Here is a 20905-nt window from a genome sequence, read left to right as displayed (position 1 = left end):
GCGGCGAAGACATGCAACTCGCAGACGTCGAACGAGCGATGGAGTCATCGCGCCGAGCCCGGCGGCACACCCCGAAGCATTTGACGAGTCAACATATTCGGGACTGGACAGCCGCCGGTGCAAGAGAGACGCTTGCAGCAGGAAGGTACGCAAACAGTCACCGCCACTCCGACCAGCGATCCCACAGACCCCGTCCCCGGCGAGACGAAGTGGCCCGGTCATCGCGGGGCCGGGCGCCGTCCGGCCCATCTGCTCGATCTGAAGAATGTGGCGCCCCTGAGGAACCGGACGCGCGCGGGAACCGGAAGGGTGCCGCCGGGGATCAGGCGCCACGAGAGGGGTGCAGGGGCATGCCCTCCCTCAAGCGTCTCGGACATCTCGTCAAGGAGACGTCCCGCATCGCCGTCTCCGAGCCGTTCACACCCGCCCGTCAGGCTCGGCGGATCCTCCTGCTCTGGTATCGGGCGCTGGGCAGCACGAACAAGATCCTGCTCCTGCTGACGGTCGCGTTCGTGGTGCTGGTCGTCCTGAGGGCGACGGGGGCGAACCACCTCCGCAACCTGTCTCCCGTCGACTGGGCCATCGTCTGTCTCGGTGTGCTGCTGGCGGCCGCTCACCTGGGACGTTCCCGGCCGGTCAGGATCCTGCCCTTCAAGAACCTCGTCGACGGAGCCGGCGACCGGCAGGCGGCCGCCGTCGCCGCCGGCTTCGCCGAGCTGCTCGACGACGAGATACGCCGCATTGTCGACCTGGTGCGGCAGGAGCCGTTCCGGACGCCCGCGGACGTGCTCAATCCGGCCGGCCGTCGGGGTGACATGGTGCGGCGGTCGTCCGCACGGGTGCCGTTCAAGACCGGGGTGGCGGCCACGGGCCTGCCCGGGGACATCAAACCGACCGAGGTCGGGACCATCACCCTCGGGCCCCTGAAGCTCCAGGTCGGCACGGTGCTCGCATGTGTGGAGCGGATCTTCGGCACGACGCTTCAGGGGTCCCTGATGGAGGCCGACGGTGTGCTGCGGGTCGTCGCGAGCCAGGCCGGGCTGCGCGGCGGTCGTACCTGGTCGGCACAGATACGGGTCGACGGCGACACCCGCTCGCCCGACGGGCGCCTCGCCAGGGAGCTGGCGCACCGCATAGAGCTCGACCGCCCCGGAGCCTCGGAGTCGGCCGCGGACGTCGAGAGTTTCCAGCGGCTGGTGGACGGACTCGAAAGCTATCAGCGCTTCCAGCGGGAGGGCGCGCTCCAGGACCTCGACGAGGCGGAGGACCACTTCCGAGCGGCCCTCGCCCACAGCCCCGAGTACGCCGCGGCGTACCACAACCTCGGTCTGGTCTACCGGGAGCAGCGGCGCGTGCGGACCGAGATCCGTCTCACGGTGTCGGAGGCGATGGGAGACGGACCGATCCGCATGTGGCAGAAAGCGGTCGATCTCGACCCGGCACTGGCGCCGTCCCGTGTCCAGTTGGCACGTGCCTTCCTCGACAAGGCCCGATCGCCCCAACTGGCGGACGACAAGCGGGCCGACCTCTTGCAACAGGCGGTCCAGTCCGCCCGCAGTGCGCTCGAGCAGCCCTCCGGCGCCCACTCCATGGAGAGCACGCTCGCCAGGTACTGGCTCGGATACGCGCTACGGAAGCAGGGCGGGCAGCGGCGAACCCTGGGAAAGCACGAGTCCGACGGCAGGACGTGGGAGGCGCTCGCCAACTTCCGTCGCGCGGAACAGGACCTCGTCGACGAGCGCGCCCGACGGCTCGTCCGGGACGGGAACGCGAACGCGGTGCGGCCGTTGACGGAGCGGATCGCCCAGGTCATCGGCCAGCAGGCCAAGTGCTGGGCCCAGCTCGCGGACGCAGCGGAGGGAGAACACCGACAGCGCTGTGTCAGGAACGCGAAGAACCGCATCGGCACCGCGATCGGGTGGGCTCCCGGGATGCCCGAACTGCACGCCCTGCGCGGCAGCATGCTGTTGCGGTACGACCTCGGGGACGGCGCGTGGCACGCGTTCATGGAGGCCCTGCAGCGGGACCCGCAGAACCATCACATCACGCCCCGGGACCTGGGTGTGTTCACGGCGATGACCAGCAGGAGGGGCGACGACTACGCGCTGGCAGCGGACCTCTTCGTGCTGGCGGCGCACCGGCGTCCGGACGACGCCATGGCCTGGCTCCTGCTCGCGTTGCTCGCACCGGACGACCGTCATGCCCGCTCGCTCGCCGGCAAGGCACTGGCCCTGGACCCGGGCAGTGACGAGGTACGCCACATGGTCGACACCCAGTGGTCGGCCGACGGCGCCGCCGGTCCCCGGAAGCACTTCACCCGGCTCTGGGCGCAGGCGTGGGACACCGCCCGCCGTGCACAGCAGAGCGGAAACGCGCATCGTCTGCGTGCGGCGCTCGGCGACATCGGCAGGCTCTGCGCCCAGCACGGCCGGACGGAACCCGAGGTCGCCTACGTGTCACGAGAGATCGGCCTGCTGCACACGTCCCTGGCGCTGATGATGGACCCTTCCGGTGACCAGCGAGCGCAGTTCCGGCTGGCCGTCCGGCACCTCACGCGGGCCGTCACGGACAGGCCGCCGCCGGGAGTGGAGGTGCCGCCGTTGTGGTATGTGGAACTCGCCGACGCGCACGCCGCCCTCGCGGACTCCCTGTCCGCCCGAGAGCACGGCGGCAGGGCCACGGCCAAGGAGAGGGCGGCGGCCAGGAACTACGAAGCCGCCATCACGAACTACGACGAGGCGATCAACAAGTCGCCCAAAACCGTCCGGCCGCAGTACCACACAGGGCACGAGGGCCGGGAGCGGTTCACGGAGCTGACCGCCGAAGCGCCGGACCTCTCCCCGCGAGCGCGCGCCACAGCGGGCCGGGCCGCGGTGTACGCCAGTCAGGGACGGATCAACGACGCAGTACAGGACTGCCGCGACGCCCTGAAACTGGATCCCCTCTACGCCTATCCGCGGTTCACGCTCGCGGTTCTGTACCGTGAGCAGCGGGCCCAGTACGACCTGGCGCGGCAGACGCTCCTCCGGTTGATCGAGCTGCTGCCGGCCGGGGAGGAACGGGACCGTGGCCGTCTGGAACTGGGGCGCACCTACCGCATGCACGCCGAGGCATCGCCGGTCGGCGACCGCGAACGGCTTCTGCACCTCGCCCTGGAAGGGCTGGTCAAGGCCACTCGCGAGGCCTCGCTGAGCACGGATCTCGAGGCGGAGATCTACGAGGAGCTGGCCACAGTACTGGCTCTCCTCGGCCGTTCCAGAGAGGCCATCGCCGCGCTGCGCTCCATCGGCGACACATCCGACCGCACGCACTGCGTCCATCACCATGAACGCATCGCCCGCATGTTGGCACGCGGTGAGCAGCCGCTGGAGGTGGAGCGGGAACTGATCACGGCTCAGCGGGCCTGCCGGGACCGGCTCAGGCAGACCCGTGGCACCGACGAGGAGCAGGTGCTGGAGGCCGCGCTGGTCAGCCTGAAGGCACAGCTGGCGATGTTCTACGCCGAGCAGGGCATCAAGCTCAGGAAGGCGCACCGCATGGCCCGGAACGCCCTGCGGACCGCGCCGACCTCCTTGGACCCGGCCAGTCGGGCGGTGTGCGAAGACGCCCGCGGGTGGGTCGCCTACCGTGAGGGCCGGGTCCGCCAGGCCGTCCGTCTCCTCAGGGTCGCCGTGGAGCACTCCGCCGGCGACGCGCAGGAGTGGGCCCATCTCGCGCTCGCGCTGGAGGCCCGGTCGACCTCTCCGCTGGGGCACGGGAAGAAGCATCTCGACCGCGCGCGGGACATCTGGCAGCAGATCCTCGAGCAGTGCCCCCAGAGTCCCGCGGCCGAGCAGGCCAGGCACCACCTGGACCTGCTGCCCGACCACCTGCACCGGCCCAGGCCGCTGACCTCCCGGGGTCTGGGCGTGGGCTGAGCGGGTGCTCACCCTTCGTCAGGAGGGACCGTCATGGTCAAGCGTCTCGTCATCTGCTGCGACGGAACCTGGAACTTCGCCGACCAGTCCAGCAGAACCAATGTCGCCAAGGTCGCCCTGTCCGTGTGCACCGGGGCCGCCGCGGGCAAGGACCAGCGGCTGTACTACCACAGCGGCGTCGGGACCAGCCGCCGGGACCACCTCAGCGGTGGTGCTTTCGGGGTGGGGCTGTCCCGCAACGTGCTCGACGCCTACCGCTTCCTCGTCGAGATGTACGAGCCCCGTGACGAGCTGTTCCTGTTCGGGTTCAGCCGCGGTGCGTTCACCGTACGGAGTCTGGCAGGTCTCGTGCGCAACTCCGGCATCGTGCGCCGGGCGCACGCCGACCGGGTCCAGGAGGCCTGGCACCTCTACCGCGACCGGCTCGAGAAGCCGAGCGGCGCCGCCGCCACCCTGTTCCGCCGCTCGTACGCGCAGGAGACGAAGATCCGCTTCATCGGGGTGTGGGACACGGTCGGCTCCCTCGGTATCCCGGTTCCCGCGTCCAAGGGCCTCGGCGCGGTCGTGGAACGCTGCAACAGGCAGTGGGCGTTCCACGACACCGAGCTGAGCAGTTGGGTCAGGGCGGCGTTCCACGCGCTGGCCATCGACGAGGAGCGCGCCTCGTTCCGGCCCACGCTCTGGCACCAGCGGCCCGGCGCCGAGCGGCAGGGCCAGGAACTGAAGCAGGTGTGGTTCGCCGGGGTGCACTGCGACGTCGGCGGCGGTTACCCGGAGACGGGGCTGTCCGACATCACCCTGCTCTGGATGGTCGAGCAGGCCCACAGGTACGGGCTCGTGTTCGATCCGCAGACGCTCAGCGCCGCCGGGCCGAGCGTGATGCGGCCCGAGGACGCCGTCGAGTTCCGGGTGCGGCCGGATGTGCTGGGTGAGGTGCACTGCTCGCGCAACGGCCTGTTCCGGCTGGCGCAGCCGCTGCACCGGGCCATTGCAGGCGCCGAGGACGCGGAGGGCCGGCCCGACGGGAACGAGTACCTGGCGCTGCCGGCCATGGAGCGCTTCGACAAGGACGCCGGCTACCGGCCGCCCGCACTGGAGAAGTACCTCGCCGACCGGGAGCGGGTCCGCCTGGAGCCGTGAGAGGCGGTCCGGCCGGTCATCCGGCCCGGGTTCGTCCGTGCTGCTTGCGGTAGCGGTCCAGGACGTCCTGCCGCAGCAGGTGCCCGAAGCCGGCGGACTCCAGTCGCAGGCCCAGCTGAGCCTCGTCGATGCCGAGGTCGACCGCGGTGCTCGCGAGGTGCCAGTGGTGGGCGGCGAGTCTGCTGAGCAGGTGACCGCGGCGAACCTGGCTCTCCGACAGCCGGAACGTCTTGAGGTAGACGATCCTTCCGCGGTCGTCGGTGATGGCCTCACCGATGTGGTTCTCCTGCTTGGGACGGAACGACGGCAGGAAGCGGGCAAGCGTGAAGCGTCCCAGTCGGTGGACCGACTGCCAGGTGTACGGCTGTTCCAGCAGGCCTGCCGCCATGTTCCCGTCGTGGAAACGCTGCCAGTCGTCCTCCTGTGCGGCGACCGCCGTGCGCAGGTCGTCCAGGGAGCGGATCCGGGTGTCGGGTATGCGGGCCCGGAAGTCCGGCACCGGTGGCATGAACGTGGCGTAGTGGTGGATCAGTTCGCCGTACAGGTCCTGCAGGAGGGTCGCGTGGAGGGCGCGGTAGTCGTCGGGATGCGGGACGGCGAACGCGGCGGCGAGCGCGTCGGCGACGTAGACCATGACGCCGCACTGGCCGGGGTGGATCTCGAAGACGCGCAACGCGTCGGCGAGTCCGCGCACTTCGACGCCCGCGTAGGCCTCCTCGACGCGCGGCGACAGTCCTTGCCGGATCGCCCGCTGCGACCACTCCTCCCAGGCGAGGCTGGGCCCGCCGAAGTGGAGTGCCAGGTAGCCCTCCAGTGCCAGGTGCATGGGGAGGAACCGCAGCCGGTCCTTGGCCTGGCGGCGGGCCATTCTGCGGTGGAGGCGCAGACCCATGGTGGCGGCGGGAGCCGAGCCGGCGTCGGCGGAGAGCTGTGTGCCGTAGGCGGCCGCCGGTGTGCCGTCGCCGGTCCACGTGGCGACGAAGCCGTGCGGGATGTAGGAGATGTACGCGTGGCGCCGGTCGACCTCGACCAGTCCGGCACCGTCACCGTAGAGCTGCGGGCGCAGCCGGAGGTCGCCGATCGGTTCGTCGCGCACGAGCGGCACCAGCCGGACGGCGTTCCAGACCTGGGAGGGACGGGCGGCCAGGCCGGTCAGGTCGAGCCGGGTCATCGCACTCGCTCCTCGTGGTGCCCGCCCGTCATCCGGGCCGCACGCGTGTCCATGTAGCCGATCAGCTCGGTCAGTCCAGTCCGGCCCTCCGCGAACTGGGCGAGCTCCACCAGGGCGGGAAGGTCCTCGGCGTCGCGGATACCGGCGGTGGGCACCGTCGCGGACAGCCGGCGCACGTCGAAGTCGTCGGCGTCGTAGACGGGGTTGAGGTGCACGATGCTGGTGCGGCGCTCGGGGTCGAGCCGGGTCCGCCAGACGCGCAGCACCTCGGCGGCCAGTCCGGGAGGCGCGTTGTCCCAGCCGTCGGAGACGATCACCAGCCGGGACGGGGCGGTGTCCAGGGCGTCGAGGATCCGTCGGCCGACGGGCGTCGGCCCGTGCGGGAAGGCCAGCAGCGCGTCGGTCCGGCCGGACGTCCACAGACCGGTGTAGTCGCTCGCGAGGGCCGCGAGCAGATAGTGGCAGGCCAGGGCCACGGCGAGCGGGCGGCGGCGCTTGTGCGCCGATCCGAAGGCGGAGTAGCTGTCGTCCAGGACCGCGCTGACCCTGCCCCAGCTCCCCCGGTGGACACCGGCCACCCGGTGGGCGGCCGCCTCCAGGGCCCGGGTCAACTCGGCACGCCGGCGCCGGCGGTCCTCGACCGGCAGGGACAGCACGTAGGTCGCCAGTCGGGTCAGCGGCATCCCCGCCAGGTCCGCTTGCACCGGTGTGATCCCGCGCTTGTGCGCGGACTCCTGCAGCCGCAGGGTCTCCAGACGGGTCATCCGTGGCGCGATGCGCGCCAGGAACACGTCCTGGGGAATGCCGTGCTTGGCGGCGAAGCCCTCGGCGACCGTGTAGGGCAGTTCGTACAGGGCGGCCTGCTCGAAGTGCGCGCGACGCCACATCTCCAGCACGGGTGTCGCGTAGTGCGGTCGGGTCAGGGGCGCGAACACGAAGGTCCCCAGTTCCTCGTTGGCGGGGGTCACGTGCGCGTGCCGAAGGGCTCGCTTGAGGCCGCCGCGGTACTTCACGGCGTCGAACGCCAGGTCCTTGCGCCCGGACAGCCAGTCACGCATGATCGCGCGGCTGCGGCGGTTGTTGACCCTCGCCCTGCTCAGGGCGTCGAACAAGGCGTACACGCGCTGCGGCGGCAGCGTCGCCAGACGGGCCGCGATCAGACGGCCCTCGTTGCGGCGCTGGCCGGCGGTGGCTTCGCCGGCGGTCTCCAGCAACCGCCGGATGATGAGGGCCGCGTTGTGGTCGTTGATGTCGAGCGCCAGGACCCCGGCGTACAGGTCGCGGTAGTTGCCCAGCATGTACGCGTGCAGGAAGTCCAGGGACAGCCGCTGCTCGCCCGCCGCGCTGTGGAATTCGCGCTGGCCCGTTGAGGTGATCGCCGCGTTCACGAACAGCAGCACGTCGTCGGCCGCGACCAGGTCCCCGTACGACTCCATCCGAGCCTTCCCCCGAGAGTGCGGACGCCGGCCGGGGAATGGGGGCGCGAGCTGCGAATCATTGCTTCATAGGCAGGTTCCGGAAGTCGCACCGGAGTCCCGCGGCCGGCCAGAGGACCGTAACAGAGCAGGCCACAAGCCCTCTACTGACTTTGGGAGGGGTGGTGTCGGACCCCGCCGGTACGGTCGTGCCATGAGAGCTGCAGGCACGTTCACCGTGGAAGCGTTCGTACCCACCGAGCTGAAACCGGACCCGGCGGTGTCCACCGGGCTGCCGGTGGGCGTCGCGACGATGGAGAAGCGTTTCGAGGGCGAGGTCGCCGGCCGCTCGGCGACCTTGTTCACCGCCGCCTTCGACCAGACGACCGGTGTGGGCACCTATGTGGCCATGGAGTCGTTCGAAGGCTTGCTGTGCGGCCGGGCCGGCGCCTTCAACTTCGTGCACTCGGCGTCGACGTCCGGCAGCGACCGCACCGCCGAGTTCTTCTCCGTCGTGCCCTCCAGCGGCACGGGAGAGCTGGCCGGGATCTCCGGTGCCGGAGGCATGGCCGTCGACGCCGACGGAACGCACCGGATCTGGTTCGACTTCGAGCTGGACGCGCGCTGACGGCCGGGCAGGGGCCGTAGCCGCCCGTCGACGGGTACGGCCCCTGCCCGGCCGGCGTCCGAGGTTCCGGTCAGTTCCCGCCCGGCTCTCCGCTGCTGCGCACGACCTCCTTGACCTTGGCCAGCGCGAACCCCCAGCCCTGCTCGACGGTCGGCTTGGCCGGGACGGCGATCTCGTCGGGGTTGGTGAGGACGTCCAGCAGCACCGGGCCGGGACTGCTGAAGGCGCGCCGCACGGCACCCTCCACATCGGCGGGGTCCTCCACGCGGATGCCGGTGATGCCCATGGCCTCGGCCACCGCGGCGAAGTCGGGGTTGTCGAGCACCGTGCCGAACTCGGGCAGGCCGGCCTGCTCCTGTTCGAGTTTCACCATTCCCAGCCGGCGGTTGTCGAAGACGACGAGCTTGACGGGGAGCCGGTACGTCTTCAGGGTCATGAGGTCGCCGAGGAGCATGCTCAGTCCGCCGTCGCCGCAGAAGGCGACGACCTGCCGCTCGCGGTCGAGGCACTGGGCGCCCAGGGCCTGGGGCATGGCGTTGGCCATCGAGCCCAGGTTGTAGGAGCCGATGAGGCGTCGCTCGCCGCGCATCTCGACGAAGCGCGAGAGCCACACCGTGGCCATGCCCGTGTCGGAGGTGAAGACGGCGTCGTCCGCCGCCGCACGGTCGACGGCCGCGGCCAGGGCCTCCGGGCGGATGTCGTGCGCCCTGTTGTCCAGCGCGGAGCGGATGCGGCCCACGACACCCTTGTCGTGCGCGGGGTCGGCGAGCCGGGCCTGACCGGTGCGCCACTGCTCGAAGCGTTTCCGCGACTTCTCCAGGTGCGAGCGGTCGCGTGCGCCGTCGGACCCGGCGGGCGCGGCGGCGAGGTGCTCGAGGAGGTCGCGTACGGTGGCGCCGGTGTCCCCCACCAGCCCGATCTCGACCGGCACGCGCCGTCCGATGTGGGTCGCCTCGGTGTCCACCTGGATCACCTTGCGGCCCTCGGGATACCAGTCCCGGTAGGGGAAGTCCGTGCCGAGCAGCAAAAGCGTGTCCGCCTCCTGGAGGGCGTCCGCCGCGGCGGGATTGCCGATCAGGCCCGTCTGGCCGACCTGGAAGGGATTGCCGTCGCCCTCGAAGCCGGCTTTGGCCTTCAGGGTGAGCACCATGGGTGCGGCCAGGCGGTCGGCGAGGGTGAGCACGTCCTGGCGGGCGGCCCGGGCTCCCTCGCCGACGAGCAGGGTGACGCGCTCGGAGCGGTCGAGGAGCTCCGCCGCGCGGATGACTGCGGACTCGTCCGGCCGGCTGACCGGGGGGTTCAGGGAGAACCGGGCCGGCCGGTCGGCGGTCAGTTCGCGCTCGCCGAGGTCGCCCGGCACGGTGAGGACGGCGACGCCCTTGCGGCCCAGTGCGTGGCGCACCGCGGTCTCCAGCATCTGCGGCAGCTGGTCGGGCGAGGTGACGGTCGCGCGGAAGACGGCGACGTCGCTGAAGAGGGCGTCGTTGTCGACCTCCTGGAAATAGTCGCTGCCGAGCTCGGCGAGCGGCACCTGGCCGGCGATGGCCAGGACCGGGGCGTGGCTCTTGGCGGCGTCGTACAGCCCGTTGAGGAGGTGGACGGAACCGGGTCCTACGGTTCCCATGCACACGCCGAGGGTCTGGGTGAGCTGGGACTGGGCGCTCGCGGCGAAGGCGGCCGCCTCTTCATGCCGGCAGCCCACCCACTCCAGGCCGTCGGTGGTGCGGATGGCGTCGGTCAGCGGGTTGAGCGCGTCTCCCACGACGCCGAAGACCTGGCGCACGCCGAGTTCGCTCAGCGCGTCCACGATCACTTGGGCAACGGTACGGGGCACGTGAGTCCTCCAGGTCACACGGTGAAACGGTCGGGGTCGGCGGCCTTCCAGTCGGCCGCCCAGGAAGCCGGCGGCTCGGCGAGCAACCGCCCGGGCTCGAGCCACTCGTACAGCTCCTCGTAGGAGCGTTCGGTGATGGGGTCGACGCGCCGGCGGAGCATGTGGGGGCGCAGCTCCGCGGGGTCGGTGACGCCCATGGACGCCATGATCTGCAGTGCGCTGGCCACGGTCGCCTCCTGGAAGCGCTGGACGCGCGGCGCCTTGTCCCGGACGTCGAGGGCGCGGGCCCGGCGGGGGTCCTGGGTCGTGACGCCGGTGGGGCAGGTGTTGGTGTGGCACCGCTGCGCCTGGATGCAGCCGACCGCGAACATCATCGCCCGCGCCGCGTTGCCGTAGTCGGCGCCCTGCACCATGCGCTTGACGAGGTCGGTGCCCGTGGCGATCTTGCCGCTCGCGCCGATCCTGATCCGGTCGCGCAGGCCCGCCCCGACGAGTGCGTTGTGCACGGTGAGCAGGCCCTCGGTGAGCGGGGTGCCCACGTGGTCGGCGAACTCCAGCGGCGCGGCTCCGGTCCCGCCTTCGGCGCCGTCCACCACGATGAAGTCGGGCGTGGTGCCCTCCTCCAGCATGGCTTTGCACACGGCCAGGAACTGCCGGCGCGAGCCCACGCAGAGTTTGAACCCGGCGGGCTTGCCACCGGACAGCTCGCGCATACGGGCCACGAAGCGGACGAGTTCGCGCGGAGTGGAGAACACCCGGTGGTAGGGCGGGGAGATGACCGTGCGTCCCTCGGGCACGTCCCGGACCCGGGCTATCTCGGCGTTCACCTTGGCTCCGGGCAGCACACCGCCGATGCCGGGCTTGGCGCCCTGCGACAGTTTCAGGGAGACGCACTTGACGTGGTCGTGCGCCGCCTTGTCGGCGAACTCGGCCGCGTCGAAGTCGCCGTCGTCGGTCCGGCAGCCGAAGTAGCCGGTGCCGATCTCCCACACGAGGTCACCGCCTGGACGCAGGTGGTACTCCGACAGCCCGCCCTCGCCGGTGTCGTGGGCGAACCCCCCGGCGGCGGCACCGCCGTTGAGGGCGAGGACCGCGTTGGCCGACAGCGAGCCGAAGCTCATCGCCGACACGTTCAGCAGTGCCATGTCGTACGGCCGCGCGCAGTCCGGACCGCCGAGCCGTACGCGCGGCGCCGACTCCGGCACCGGGCACGGCGCCATCGACGGGACCAGGAACTCGTAGCCGGGCTGGTAGACGTCGCGTTCGGTGCCGTAGGGCTCCTCCGCGTCGGTGCCCTTGGCCCGCTCGTAGACGATGCTGCGGACGTCCCGGTCGAACGGGCGCCCGTCGTAGTTCCGCTCGATGAAGTACTGCTGCAGCTCCGGACGTATGCGCTCCATGAGGAAGCGGGCGTGGCCGAGGACCGGGTAGTTGCGCAGCACCGAGTGCCGGCGCTGCACCACGTCCCACACGGCCAGCAGGCCCAGCAGGACCAGGGGCACGGCGGCGACCGACCACCAGGGCGAGATCCGGACCGCTGCCAGGGACGCGAGCACGCCCGTGACGACGGTCAGCACGACGATTGCAATGCGTATCACCACTTGCTCATTGCCGGGTGATCGCCCTCCAGTCCTGCGGCTGCGTCAAGAACGGTCCAAGGGCGGAGTGCGGCCATGACGCGGGTGACCGGGGATGCCGGATGTCCGGGGCGGTTGGGACGATGTACCGGTGAACTACTTCTCGTACGCGCGCAACGATCCTGGTCACGGCCGGCAGGGTCCTCCGGAGCCGAGGCCGGCCGAGCCCGGTCGGTGGCCCAAGCTGGAGGCCGCGCTCGCCGTGGTCAACCGCGACGTGCTGGCGACCCTGCCCGGCCAGGAGGCGCTGGTGCTGATGGCCGAGCCGCCTTGGCAGGATGCGTCCCCGGGCGGGATCGACAGGGGTCAGGTGTACGTGGCGATGGCCGACGGCCGCTGGCACGGCAACGCGGTGAACGCGTGCGACCTGGAGGAGGGCGACCCGCCGGAGCCGGACGACGCGGCGACGGTCCTGGCCGTGGTCGCGGATGCGGCGCAGTCGACCCTCATGGAGTTGCTGTGGAAGGTCTGGCCGACCTGCTGGGAGCACGGGATCGGACTGCATCCGGGTCCAGTGGGGACCGCTGACGACGAGGACCCTGAGGAGGCCGACGCGGACGGGCCGCCGGTGTGGTGGTGCCGGGGCGGCCGGGACGGCGAAGGCCACGACGTGGCGCCGGTGGGTGAGCTGGCCGGCGCGTTGCCGGGCAAGCAGCGGCGTGCGCTGCGGCGTGGCGAGCGCCGACGAGACGGCCGAATCATGCCTCATGGTGTGGGTAAACGGGAGTGACCCAGCCGTTCGTACGAAAGTGATGCCTGCCATGGCCGAGACTCAGGACGTCGTCGATCTCATCCTCCAGGACCACCGGCGCATGGAGGACCTGTTCCGCCTCATGCGCAGCGTCGAGGCCGACCGGGGCGCCGCGCTGCGTGAGTTCGCGGACCTTCTGGTCGCCCACGCGCTGGCCGAGGAGGCCAAGGTCTATCCGGCCCTGAAGAGGTACAAGGACATCGACGACGAGGAGGTCGAGCACGGGGAGCACGAGCACGACGAGGGCAACGAGGCCCTCCTGGAGCTCCTGGAGGTGGAGGAGGTCGGCTCCGAGGAGTGGGACTCCAAGCTGGAGGCGCTGGTGGAGGCCGTCACTCACCACGCCGACGAGGAGGAGCGCACCATCCTCAACGGCGCCCGCGAGAACGTCGCGATGGAGCGGCGGGAGGAACTCGGAGTGGCTTTCCGTGAGGAGCGCGAGCGTCAGCTGAAGGCCGGTTGCGGCTCGGTCGACAACGTGCGTCGTCTCGTCAAGAACTGACGAACGCCACTGAGTGATTCCGGGTATGACGTCGCACGCCGTCCTGACGGCGTGCGGCACACCTAGCAAGACCGATCACCGGATCATCAGATCGGAAGGCTTTTCGATCATCTTTGGACGGTCTTGAGCAGGCTTCTCCCCCGCCCGTTCGATACGCATACGGTGCGTTCACGGGCGGGCCCGGAAACGGTGCCGGCCGCAGCCGACAACCAAGGGGAGGGCGCCGATGGCGACTGTGGAAGTGGCACTCAAGGAGATGGTGACCGGGATCGAGGGGGCGATGGGGGCCGCTGTCGTCGACTACACGAGCGGCATGGCCCTGGGCACCCTGGGCGGGGGCAAGGACCTGGACCTGACGGTCGCCGCGGCCGGGAACACCGACGTGATCCGCGCCAAGGTGCGCACCATGGAGCTCCTCGGACTCCAGAGTCAGATCGAGGACATCCTGATCACGCTGGACGGGCAGTACCACCTGATCCGGCTGGTGACCGGCCGGGACGGGAACGGCCTGTTCCTCTACCTCGTGATCGACAGGGCCCGCTCGAACCTGGCCATGGCACGCCACCAGCTCAAACGGATCGAAGGGCAACTCGAGGTGTAGGGCTTCTTGGAGGCGGGGCTGACGCACGCCCATGAATTGAAGACTTCTTCAAGCCATCACATGGAGAGGACGACAATTCGTGAACGTCGGCCGCCCGTGACGAGAAGATGAAGAGGCAGGACTCATGGCGCGGCCGCGTCCCCGGGGCGTCGCCGCGCCATGAGAGGCCCCTAAACAGGCAGGAAGAACGCTATGCAGGTACCGCTCTACCAAGCCAAGGCAGAGTTCTTCCGCATGCTCGGGCATCCCACGCGCATCAGGGTCCTGGAACTGCTGCAGCACGGCCCGGTCCCCGTGCGGGACCTGCTCGCCGACATCGAGATCGAGCCCTCCAGCCTGTCCCAGCAGCTGGCCATCCTGCGCCGCGCGGGCATCGTCGTGTCCACACGGGAGGGCTCGACCGTCACGTACGCGCTGGCCGGTGGCGACGTGGCCGAACTCCTGCGCGCCGCCCGCCGCATCCTCACCGAGCTGCTGGCCGGGCGGAACCAGCTCCTCGCGGAACTGCAGCAGACGGACACCTCACCACCACGGGCGGCGGGCGCCGCGTGACGCGGGCGTCGGGCCGGCGGCGCCCCCGGCCTCTCAGTGGGGCAGTTCGTGGGCCTCGACTATCTCGACGGAGTCGACGCGGTCCCTGACAGCCGCCGCGGCCGGCATGCCCGCGCTGCCTCCCCCGATCACGACGGCGTGCTTGCGCCGGATCTTCGACTGTTCTGCCATCGTGGAAGACTTTCTGTGAGGGCTCGTACTGGTCGGGTACGGGCCGGACGATGAGCCAGGTGAATGCCTGCGCGAGTGCATCAGATCATCTGACCGCCCGTTCTCGCCTGCTTCATCCGTCCAGAAGCAGTGCCGCTCAGGGAAATGGAGATGTCCCGGCGGACGGCGCTCGTGCACACTTCACGGATGCCGGCTGACACGCCTTGCTCGCCGCGGGAGCGGGCACTGCGCCACGTCGCCTCCCTGTCCACGGGAGGCCCGTTGGACCCTCGGCTGCGGCTGACGATGAACTTCCACCCCGACCGCGTCGCGGGTGGCCGGCCGATCCTGCTGAGCATGGCGGCGGACGGCGTCTACCGGTCGCAGTTCGTCACACGCACCAGCAACGGCGGCCTGACCGCGCACCCCGGCGGGGACCGGTGGCGCTGGGAGAGCCGTATCTTCGCGGGCGCCTACGACCAGGCCGCTCCGCACGAACGCCCTGTGTACGGCGCACTGAACTTCCGGCGCGATCCCGCCGGTGGGGCACCGCGCTTCGGCTCCTCGTACTTCCGGCTCACGGCCGACGTCCTCACCCGAGCCACCTTCTGCTATCCGGACAGCTCGGCCGAGCCCTCGGCCTTCGGCGTCGCGGATCGCTGTTCTCTGGTCGAACTGGCCGAGGCCGATGGGCTCGATGTCCTCGACGGCCATGTCGAGGCGCAGGTTCACGGGCCGGTCGCACTCGACCGTGACGTCGAGGCTCTGGTTCTGGATGTCAGTTATCGCGGCACGACCGTGGAGGACGCGGCCCGGGGGCTGCCCTGCCCGGTCGAGTGGCATCCCGGCTTCCGGCTCGGCGTGGGGCATCTGCGGCGCCACCCGGGCTATCGCGGGCAGCGGTACGTCGATCTGGGCGCCGAGATCGCGGTCGACGGCCGACTCGACCCCAAGGTCATCGGAGACGCGGCCCGGACAGGCCGGTACGACCCGCAGGACCTGAAGAAGGTCTGGCACTGCTTGGCACGCTTCGGCCCTCCGGCCGGCGCGGACACCGGCGGCGCCCCGGGGCTGCTCCGGGCGTCGGCCGTCGGGGCGGCGCCGGTCAGGGAAGGGTCCAGAAGCGGACCGTGACGAGGTAGAAGACGGCAGCCCAGAAGGCCATCGCGACCGCGACGATGCCGAGGCCGCGCAGGTTGCCTCTGGTCGCCGGCTCCTCCGGCGGGGGCCGCAGCCAGCGGCCGAGCAGCGGGTTCACGTAGTAGGGCATGGTCAGGAAGCTCATGGCGAAGCTCGACAGCAGGTTGCCCACGAGCAGGCCGATCCAGAGCGGCATGTGCAGCGGGAACAGCGCGAGCGTCAGGAGCACGACGGTCGGGTACAGGCCGACCCAGACGGCGAGGGAGGTCCTCGTCTCGGAGGGCGGCGGCGGCGACTCCTTGCCGTTTCCCTGGAAGGCGAACCAGCTGCCGAACGAGTTGTCGATCGTGTGCAGTCTGAAGTCCTTGAACTTCTCCCCCTCGGCCAGCACCTCCTGCCGCTGGGGTGACGTCAGCCAGGCGTCGAGGTGTTCGGCGTTGTCGTAGCGGTACAGCGTGGTCCATTCCTCCTGGAGACCTTCTATGGGGCGGAACAGCTCGGTGCCGCAGAACCCCTCGAACTTGCTCTCCTCCTCGACCATGTGGTGCTGCCACTCGAGGAAGTCGTCGACCTGGTTCGGGTGGACGCGGTGGGTGACGACCACGGTCACCAGCGGATCCAGTGACTGGGTGCCGCTGCTGACCACCTGCTGGGTCGCCGGGCCGTCGAAGTACTTCGCGCCGACGTCGAGATACGTCTGCCGGGTCGCGCTGTTGATCCACGCCTGCAGATGGGCCACCGAGTCGAACCGGTACACGACGACCCAGTCGGGTTGCAGCGGAGTCGGCGGGGAGATCTCGGCGCCGAGGAAGCCGGGATAGTAGGCGGCGGCCGCGTTGAGGTTCTCCTGCCAGGACTCGTACTCCTGTTCCGCTCCGGGCAGGATCTTCTGGCCGATGATCGCCGTCGCCGCGGCGGCTACGTTTCTTCCGGTGTTCATGGCGGCTCAGCCTGCCGACACCGACTGCTCCGCGGGGAGCCGGCCGTAGACGCGTTCCGGAGTCAGCGGCAGCGCGCGGTAGCGGACGCCCGTGGCGTCGTGCACCGCGTTCGCGAGCGCCGGGGCCACCGGGTTGATGCAGCACTCCGCCATGCCCTTCGCCCGCATGGGCCCGACCGAGTCGGCCGTGCCCACCAGGAGGACCTCGGTGCGGGGGATGTCGGCGTAGGTGGGGATGCGGTAGTTCCGGAGGTTCGGGTTGACCATGACGCCGTTGTCGTCGAGGTGGTGGTTCTCGGTCAGCGCGAAGCCCAGTCCCTGGGCGACACCGCCCTCGATCTGGCCCCGGACCTGCGCCGGGTTGATGATCACTCCGGCGTCCGCCGCGTGCACGCTGTCCAGGACGCGAATCTCACCCGTGACGCGGTGCACCGCGACCCGGAACCCCTGCGTGTTGGAGGTGACGCTCCGGGGCGAGCCGTAGGCCTTGCGTGCCGCGGTGAAACGGATGCCGCGCGCCCGGGCCAGCGCGACCAGTTCGGCCAGCGAGGTGCGCCGGTCCCCGCAGACGACACCGTCGTCGTCCATCGTGCACATCACGACGTGGACGCCGGTGTGCGCGGCGGCGAACTCCAGGATGCGGTCGCGTACGGCACCGGCCGCCCGCAGGACCGCGTTGCCCGCCACGAAGAGGCCCGCGCTGGCGAAGGCGCCGGTGTCGAAGCCGGTGCGGTCGGTGTCGGACTGCACCAGCCGGATGCGCGACGGCGTCGTGCCCAGTTGGTGGGCCGCGATCTGGACGTGTGCCGTGGAGGTTCCCTCCCCGAACTCGACCGTGCCGACGGCCAGTTCGTAGACGAGGTCGTCGCCCAGGGTGACCCAGGCCTCGGAGAGGTGCTCCGTCGGGGGCGCCGTCTCGTGCAGCGAACTCGCCACTCCGGTGCCGACGAACCACTCGGGGCCGGGAGGCGGCCGGTCGGCCGTCCGGGCCAGGGCCTCGCCCACCAGGTCGACGCACTTGGCGAGGCCGTCCTCGGTGAAGACCACGTCGTCGGGGCCGTCGTCCATGGCGACCAGGGGCTCCCCCGGCCGCACGATGTTGCGCCGGCGCAGTTCGAGCGGGTCGAGGTGCAGCGCGCGGGCGAGTTCGTCCATCGCCGACTCCACGGCGAACGCCGGCTGGGTCATCCCGTAGCCGCGCAGCGCGCCGCTCGGCACGGTGTTGGTGTAGACGGAGTACGCGTCGTACTTCTTGTTGGGGCAGCGGTAGATCATCACGGCGGCTCCGCCCGCGTACGCCGTCTCACCGCCGTGATTGCCGTAGGCGCCCGTGTTCGACACGTTGCGCACCTGGAGGGCGGTGAGCGTTCCGTCGGACTTGGCGCCGAGTCTGACCGTCAGGGTCATCGGATGGCGCGGCGAGGCCGTGGTGAACTCCTCCTCGCGGGTGTACTCGAGGCAGGTGGGCCGCCCGGTGTCCAGGGTGGCGAGGGCGACGAGGTCTTCGGCGATCACCTCCTGCTTGCCGCCGAACCCGCCGCCGACGCGCTTGCAGAACACCCTGAGCTGGTCCGGGCGCAGCGCGAACAGGTACTCCAGTTTGACCTTCGCGATCGACGGCGACTGCGAACTGGTCCGGACGTTCAGGCGGCCGTCCTCCATCCAGGCGATCGATCCGTGCGTCTCCAGATGGGCGTGCTGCACGCGTGGTGAGAAGTACGTGCCTTCGTGGATCACGTCGGCCGCCTCGAACCCGGCGTCGACGTCGCCGATGTGCGAGTGGAGTTCGAGCAGGATGTTGTGGACGGGGTCGCGGACGAACGGATCGTCCGAGCCGTGCAGTTGGGGTGCGCCGTCGGCCATCGCCGCCTCGGGGTCGAACACCGCCGGCAGGAGCTCGTACTCGACCACGAGACGCCGGCAGCCCTCCTCGGCCGCCCCGACCGTGTCGGCCAGGACCGCGGCGACGCGCTGCCCGGCGAAGCGGACCGTGTCGTCGAGGATGTAGGTGTCGTCCGGGTCGACCAGGTGGTCGGTGTGGATGGCCGTGGTGAAGCGTCTGCGGGGTGCGTCCTGCCAGGTGTAGACCCGGTGCACGCCGGGGACCGCGAGGGCCGCGCTCTTGTCGACCGACAGGATCCGGGCGTGCGCGTGAGGTGAGTGCAGCACCTTGAGGTGCAGCATGCCGTCGATCCGGGTGTCCATGGTGAACTCGGCGTGCCCCGTCACCACGTCGTGGCCCGCGGGCGCGCCCACGCTCGTCCCGACGGCCCTGCCGGGCGCCGCCGTCTCCACCGCGCCGACGCCCTTCACGGCGTCCTCGATCGCCCGGTAGCCGGTGCAGCGGCAGAGGTTGCCCTTCAACGCCCTTGGCAGATCCGCCTTCTGCTCCTCGGTGAAGGTCGCCGACGTCATGATCATCCCGGCGGTGCAGAAACCGCACTGGAACCCCGGGGCGTTCTCGAACTGCCGTTGCATGGGGTGCGGGGCGCCCGGCCGGCCGAGGCCTTCGATCGTGGTCACCTCGTGGCCGTCCGCGCGGAACGCGGGGGTGATGCAGCTGTGCACCGGTGAGCCGTCCAGCCACACCGTGCAGGCGCCGCAGTCGCCCGCGTCGCACCCCTTCTTGACCCCGAAGTGGCCGAGTTCGCGCAGGAAGGTGCGCAGGCACTGGCCGGGGGCGGGTTCCTGTCCGAATTCCTTGCCGTTCACGGAGTAGTTCATGCGAGGTCCCCAGCCGTGAGTTCGCGGCAGATCTCCTCGGCGAAGTGCCGGGTCAGGTGCCGGCGGTGGTCAGGTGTCCCGTTGGGGTCGGCGTACCAGAGGCCGGCCGGCACGGCGTCGATGCGCTGCCGCACGGTTCCGGCGTCGGGCAGGGAGTCGAAGGCGATGCGGAGCGGCCTCGTGGTGCCGGCGGTGATGGTGAGCAACAGGTCGCTCGCGCCGAGCCGTTGGGTGCCGACGAGGAACACCGTCGAGCGGCCCAGGCGCGTCAGTGTGAAGCGGCGGTGCGCGGTGCGTTTGCGCAGCGCGTGCTCCGGGATGGTGACGCGCCTGAGGATCTCCCCCGGGGCGAGGACGTTGCGGTGGTCGCCCGTGACGAAGTCGAGGGCGTCGACGAACCGCACGGAGCCGTCGAGCGCCCAGAGTTCGTACCGCGCCTCCAGCGCGACCGTGAGCGTGATCATCGGTCCGGCCGGCAGGGACATGCAGATGTTGCCGCCGACGGTGGCCGTGTTCCAGACCTTGAACGAGGAAAGGAACGCCTCGCAGCTCTTCCGGAGGAGGATTCCGGCGGTCCAGCCCACCGGCCAGGAGAAGGCGTAGAGGTCGCGGATCGTGCAGGTGGCGCCGATCTCCAGGCCCTCGTCCGTCCGGACGAGCGGTTCCCAGCGCATCGCCGTCAGATCGATCAGCCGCCGCAGGTCGGGCTGCTCCACGGAATAGAGCCAGGTTCCGCCCGCGAGCCAGGCGTCGCCCTCCTGCCAGTCCAGGCCCGGCCGCTCGGACGGTCGCCGGACCACTTCGGTGATGGTGTTGAGATCCATGAGGGCCGACCCACAGGAGAACGGGACTATGGGACGAGGACTGTCCTTGTGCCGCCCGCCGGCCCTGCTCTCACGCCGGCCGAGCAGCCGTGAGCCGCCGGACCGGGCAGCTCGTCGCGGCTGTGCCGCGGAGGGCCGGCCGACGCGGACAGTGGATACGTGCGCTTTCGCCACATTTTATCGCGGCAGACGGCCATGGGCCCGGTGGCGGGCTCGAGGTGGCCCCGGCACGGAAACCCTGTGCACCCACTCGCATTCCCTGCGCGACGGCGTCGACGGGTGCCGCAGGGCTTTTGCTACCCGACCGGAGCAGGCACGGATCGTCGGGTGCGGCAGGCTTGACCCTCCCTAGGTTGGTGCCGCAAGAGGAAGGAGGACCGGGTTGCTGGATCGGCTGAACCAGGCCATCAGAGCGCGAGACACCACGGAGCGCCCGGGCGCCGTGTGCTGACGCCCGACCGAGCCGTCGGGGGTGCGTCAGGCGTGTGCGTGGCGGGCTCCGGTTGTCGTTCGTGGGGCGGCGTGGTGGGCGGGGGCCGGGGCGCTCGCGGCCTGGAGGCGTTGGAGCCACAGGGTGGTCGCGGTCAGGAGGCCGGCGAAGACGGCGAGGAGGAGGACGGATACCCACATCTGCCGGCTCCCGGGAGACTGCCAGCTCGTCCAGGCGGTGGACGCGGTCCACAGGAGGACGCCCACCGCGTAGAAGGCGCGAACCCGGCGCAGCTGCCGCACGGCCCGCAGGGACACGAGATCAGTACTGGATGCCATGCCGGCCCGTGTACCCCGTGGGACGCCGTTCAGCGCCTTCGGATCGCCTCTTCCGCTCACCTCGGCACGGCCCGCGTCTCCTTCGTGTGTTCAGGAGCCTCCCGAGCTGCCTCTCGCCTCCTTATGGACACCCCGTGAGGCGGCGTGCTCTCATGCTGGGTGCGTGATTTCCATCGTTGAAAGAGCAGGCGGCTCCTCCTCAACACGCCGC

At 70.6% G+C, this 20905-nt stretch carries 17 protein-coding genes; 8 read left to right on the top strand and 9 right to left on the bottom strand.

What is annotated here, in order from left to right:
* The first annotated feature begins 350 nt into the window (after positions 1-350).
* Together ACFYU0_RS04540 and ACFYU0_RS04535 are read left to right on the top strand one after the other, a co-directional pair.
* Positions 351-3917 carry a hypothetical protein gene (locus tag ACFYU0_RS04540; protein WP_389297707.1) on the top strand — a complete coding sequence of 1189 codons (3567 nt, stop codon included), beginning with the start codon at positions 351-353 and terminating at the stop codon, positions 3915-3917.
* A gap of 33 nt (positions 3918-3950) precedes the next feature.
* Complete coding sequence (locus ACFYU0_RS04535) at positions 3951-5057, top strand: DUF2235 domain-containing protein (protein ID WP_389297706.1); 1107 nt, start codon at positions 3951-3953, stop codon at positions 5055-5057.
* A 16-nt stretch (positions 5058-5073) separates the two neighbouring features.
* Here the strand turns inward: ACFYU0_RS04535 and ACFYU0_RS04530 are convergent, their stop codons facing one another.
* Together ACFYU0_RS04530 and ACFYU0_RS04525 are read right to left on the bottom strand one after the other, a co-directional pair.
* Entirely contained in the window at positions 5074-6228 is a 1155-nt protein-coding gene (locus tag ACFYU0_RS04530) for a hypothetical protein (protein ID WP_389297705.1), read from the bottom strand.
* Positions 6225-7664 carry a hypothetical protein gene (locus ACFYU0_RS04525; protein ID WP_389297704.1) on the bottom strand — a complete coding sequence of 480 codons (1440 nt, stop codon included), beginning with the start codon at positions 7662-7664 and terminating at the stop codon, positions 6225-6227. The genes ACFYU0_RS04530 and ACFYU0_RS04525 overlap by 4 nt, the downstream gene beginning before the upstream one ends.
* Before the next feature lie 193 nt (positions 7665-7857).
* Here ACFYU0_RS04525 and ACFYU0_RS04520 point away from each other — a divergent pair, with 193 nt between their 5' ends.
* Positions 7858-8271 carry a DUF3224 domain-containing protein gene (locus tag ACFYU0_RS04520; RefSeq protein WP_389297703.1) on the top strand — a complete coding sequence of 138 codons (414 nt, stop codon included), beginning with the start codon at positions 7858-7860 and terminating at the stop codon, positions 8269-8271.
* 70 nt (positions 8272-8341) lie between these two features.
* Here ACFYU0_RS04520 and ACFYU0_RS04515 read toward each other — a convergent pair whose 3' ends face one another.
* The gene (locus tag ACFYU0_RS04515) at positions 8342-10105 is read right to left on the bottom strand and encodes a thiamine pyrophosphate-dependent enzyme (protein ID WP_351663375.1); all 1764 of its coding nucleotides are present in this window, start codon (positions 10103-10105) and stop codon (positions 8342-8344) included.
* Positions 10106-10119: 14 nt separating this feature from the next.
* On the bottom strand, positions 10120-11703 hold the full coding sequence (locus ACFYU0_RS04510; protein WP_389297702.1) for an FMN-binding glutamate synthase family protein: 1584 nt from the start codon (positions 11701-11703) through the stop codon (positions 10120-10122).
* 130 nt (positions 11704-11833) lie between these two features.
* Here ACFYU0_RS04510 and ACFYU0_RS04505 point away from each other — a divergent pair, with 130 nt between their 5' ends.
* The 4 genes from ACFYU0_RS04505 to ACFYU0_RS04490 all read left to right on the top strand — a co-directional run bounded on the left by ACFYU0_RS04505 (position 11834) and on the right by ACFYU0_RS04490 (position 14148).
* Positions 11834-12472: a hypothetical protein gene (locus ACFYU0_RS04505; RefSeq protein ID WP_389297701.1), complete on the top strand. Its 639-nt coding sequence runs from the start codon at positions 11834-11836 to the stop codon at positions 12470-12472.
* 31 nt (positions 12473-12503) lie between these two features.
* Complete coding sequence (locus tag ACFYU0_RS04500; RefSeq protein WP_351663366.1) at positions 12504-12995, top strand: hemerythrin domain-containing protein; 492 nt, start codon at positions 12504-12506, stop codon at positions 12993-12995.
* Positions 12996-13221: 226 nt separating this feature from the next.
* Positions 13222-13596, top strand: a complete 375-nt coding sequence (locus tag ACFYU0_RS04495; RefSeq protein ID WP_351663363.1) for a hypothetical protein — start codon at positions 13222-13224, stop codon at positions 13594-13596.
* Between the two features lie 192 nt (positions 13597-13788).
* On the top strand, positions 13789-14148 hold the full coding sequence (locus ACFYU0_RS04490; protein WP_351663360.1) for a metalloregulator ArsR/SmtB family transcription factor: 360 nt from the start codon (positions 13789-13791) through the stop codon (positions 14146-14148).
* Positions 14149-14181: 33 nt separating this feature from the next.
* On the opposite strand, the gene ACFYU0_RS04485 is transcribed toward ACFYU0_RS04490, so the two are convergent.
* On the bottom strand, positions 14182-14319 hold the full coding sequence (locus ACFYU0_RS04485; RefSeq protein ID WP_389297699.1) for a hypothetical protein: 138 nt from the start codon (positions 14317-14319) through the stop codon (positions 14182-14184).
* Between the two features lie 186 nt (positions 14320-14505).
* Here ACFYU0_RS04485 and ACFYU0_RS04480 point away from each other — a divergent pair, with 186 nt between their 5' ends.
* A complete protein-coding gene (locus ACFYU0_RS04480; RefSeq protein WP_389297697.1) occupies positions 14506-15432 on the top strand; it encodes a DUF3626 domain-containing protein in 927 nt (308 codons plus the stop codon).
* Here the strand turns inward: ACFYU0_RS04480 and ACFYU0_RS04475 are convergent.
* The 4 genes from ACFYU0_RS04475 to ACFYU0_RS04460 all read right to left on the bottom strand — a co-directional run bounded on the left by ACFYU0_RS04475 (position 15404) and on the right by ACFYU0_RS04460 (position 20694).
* Complete coding sequence (locus tag ACFYU0_RS04475) at positions 15404-16378, bottom strand: antibiotic biosynthesis monooxygenase (protein ID WP_389297695.1); 975 nt, start codon at positions 16376-16378, stop codon at positions 15404-15406. The two genes, ACFYU0_RS04480 and ACFYU0_RS04475, sit on opposite strands and share 29 nt — an antisense overlap.
* Before the next feature lie 6 nt (positions 16379-16384).
* Positions 16385-19102 carry a molybdopterin-dependent oxidoreductase gene (locus ACFYU0_RS04470; protein WP_389297693.1) on the bottom strand — a complete coding sequence of 906 codons (2718 nt, stop codon included), beginning with the start codon at positions 19100-19102 and terminating at the stop codon, positions 16385-16387.
* Positions 19099-19926, bottom strand: coding sequence for an FAD binding domain-containing protein (locus ACFYU0_RS04465; protein WP_389297691.1), 828 nt, complete (start codon positions 19924-19926; stop codon positions 19099-19101). Before ACFYU0_RS04465 ends, ACFYU0_RS04470 begins: the two co-directional genes overlap by 4 nt.
* Positions 19927-20403: 477 nt before the next feature.
* Positions 20404-20694: a hypothetical protein gene (locus ACFYU0_RS04460; protein ID WP_389297690.1), complete on the bottom strand. Its 291-nt coding sequence runs from the start codon at positions 20692-20694 to the stop codon at positions 20404-20406.
* Positions 20695-20905 lie beyond the last annotated feature (211 nt).

It is taken from the genome of Streptomyces sp. NPDC003720, from assembly GCF_042875075.1.
Lineage (GTDB): Bacteria > Actinomycetota > Actinomycetes > Streptomycetales > Streptomycetaceae > Streptomyces.
The sequence above is the reverse complement of the archived record's forward strand: the minus strand, read 5'-3'. Positions and strand labels throughout refer to the sequence as shown.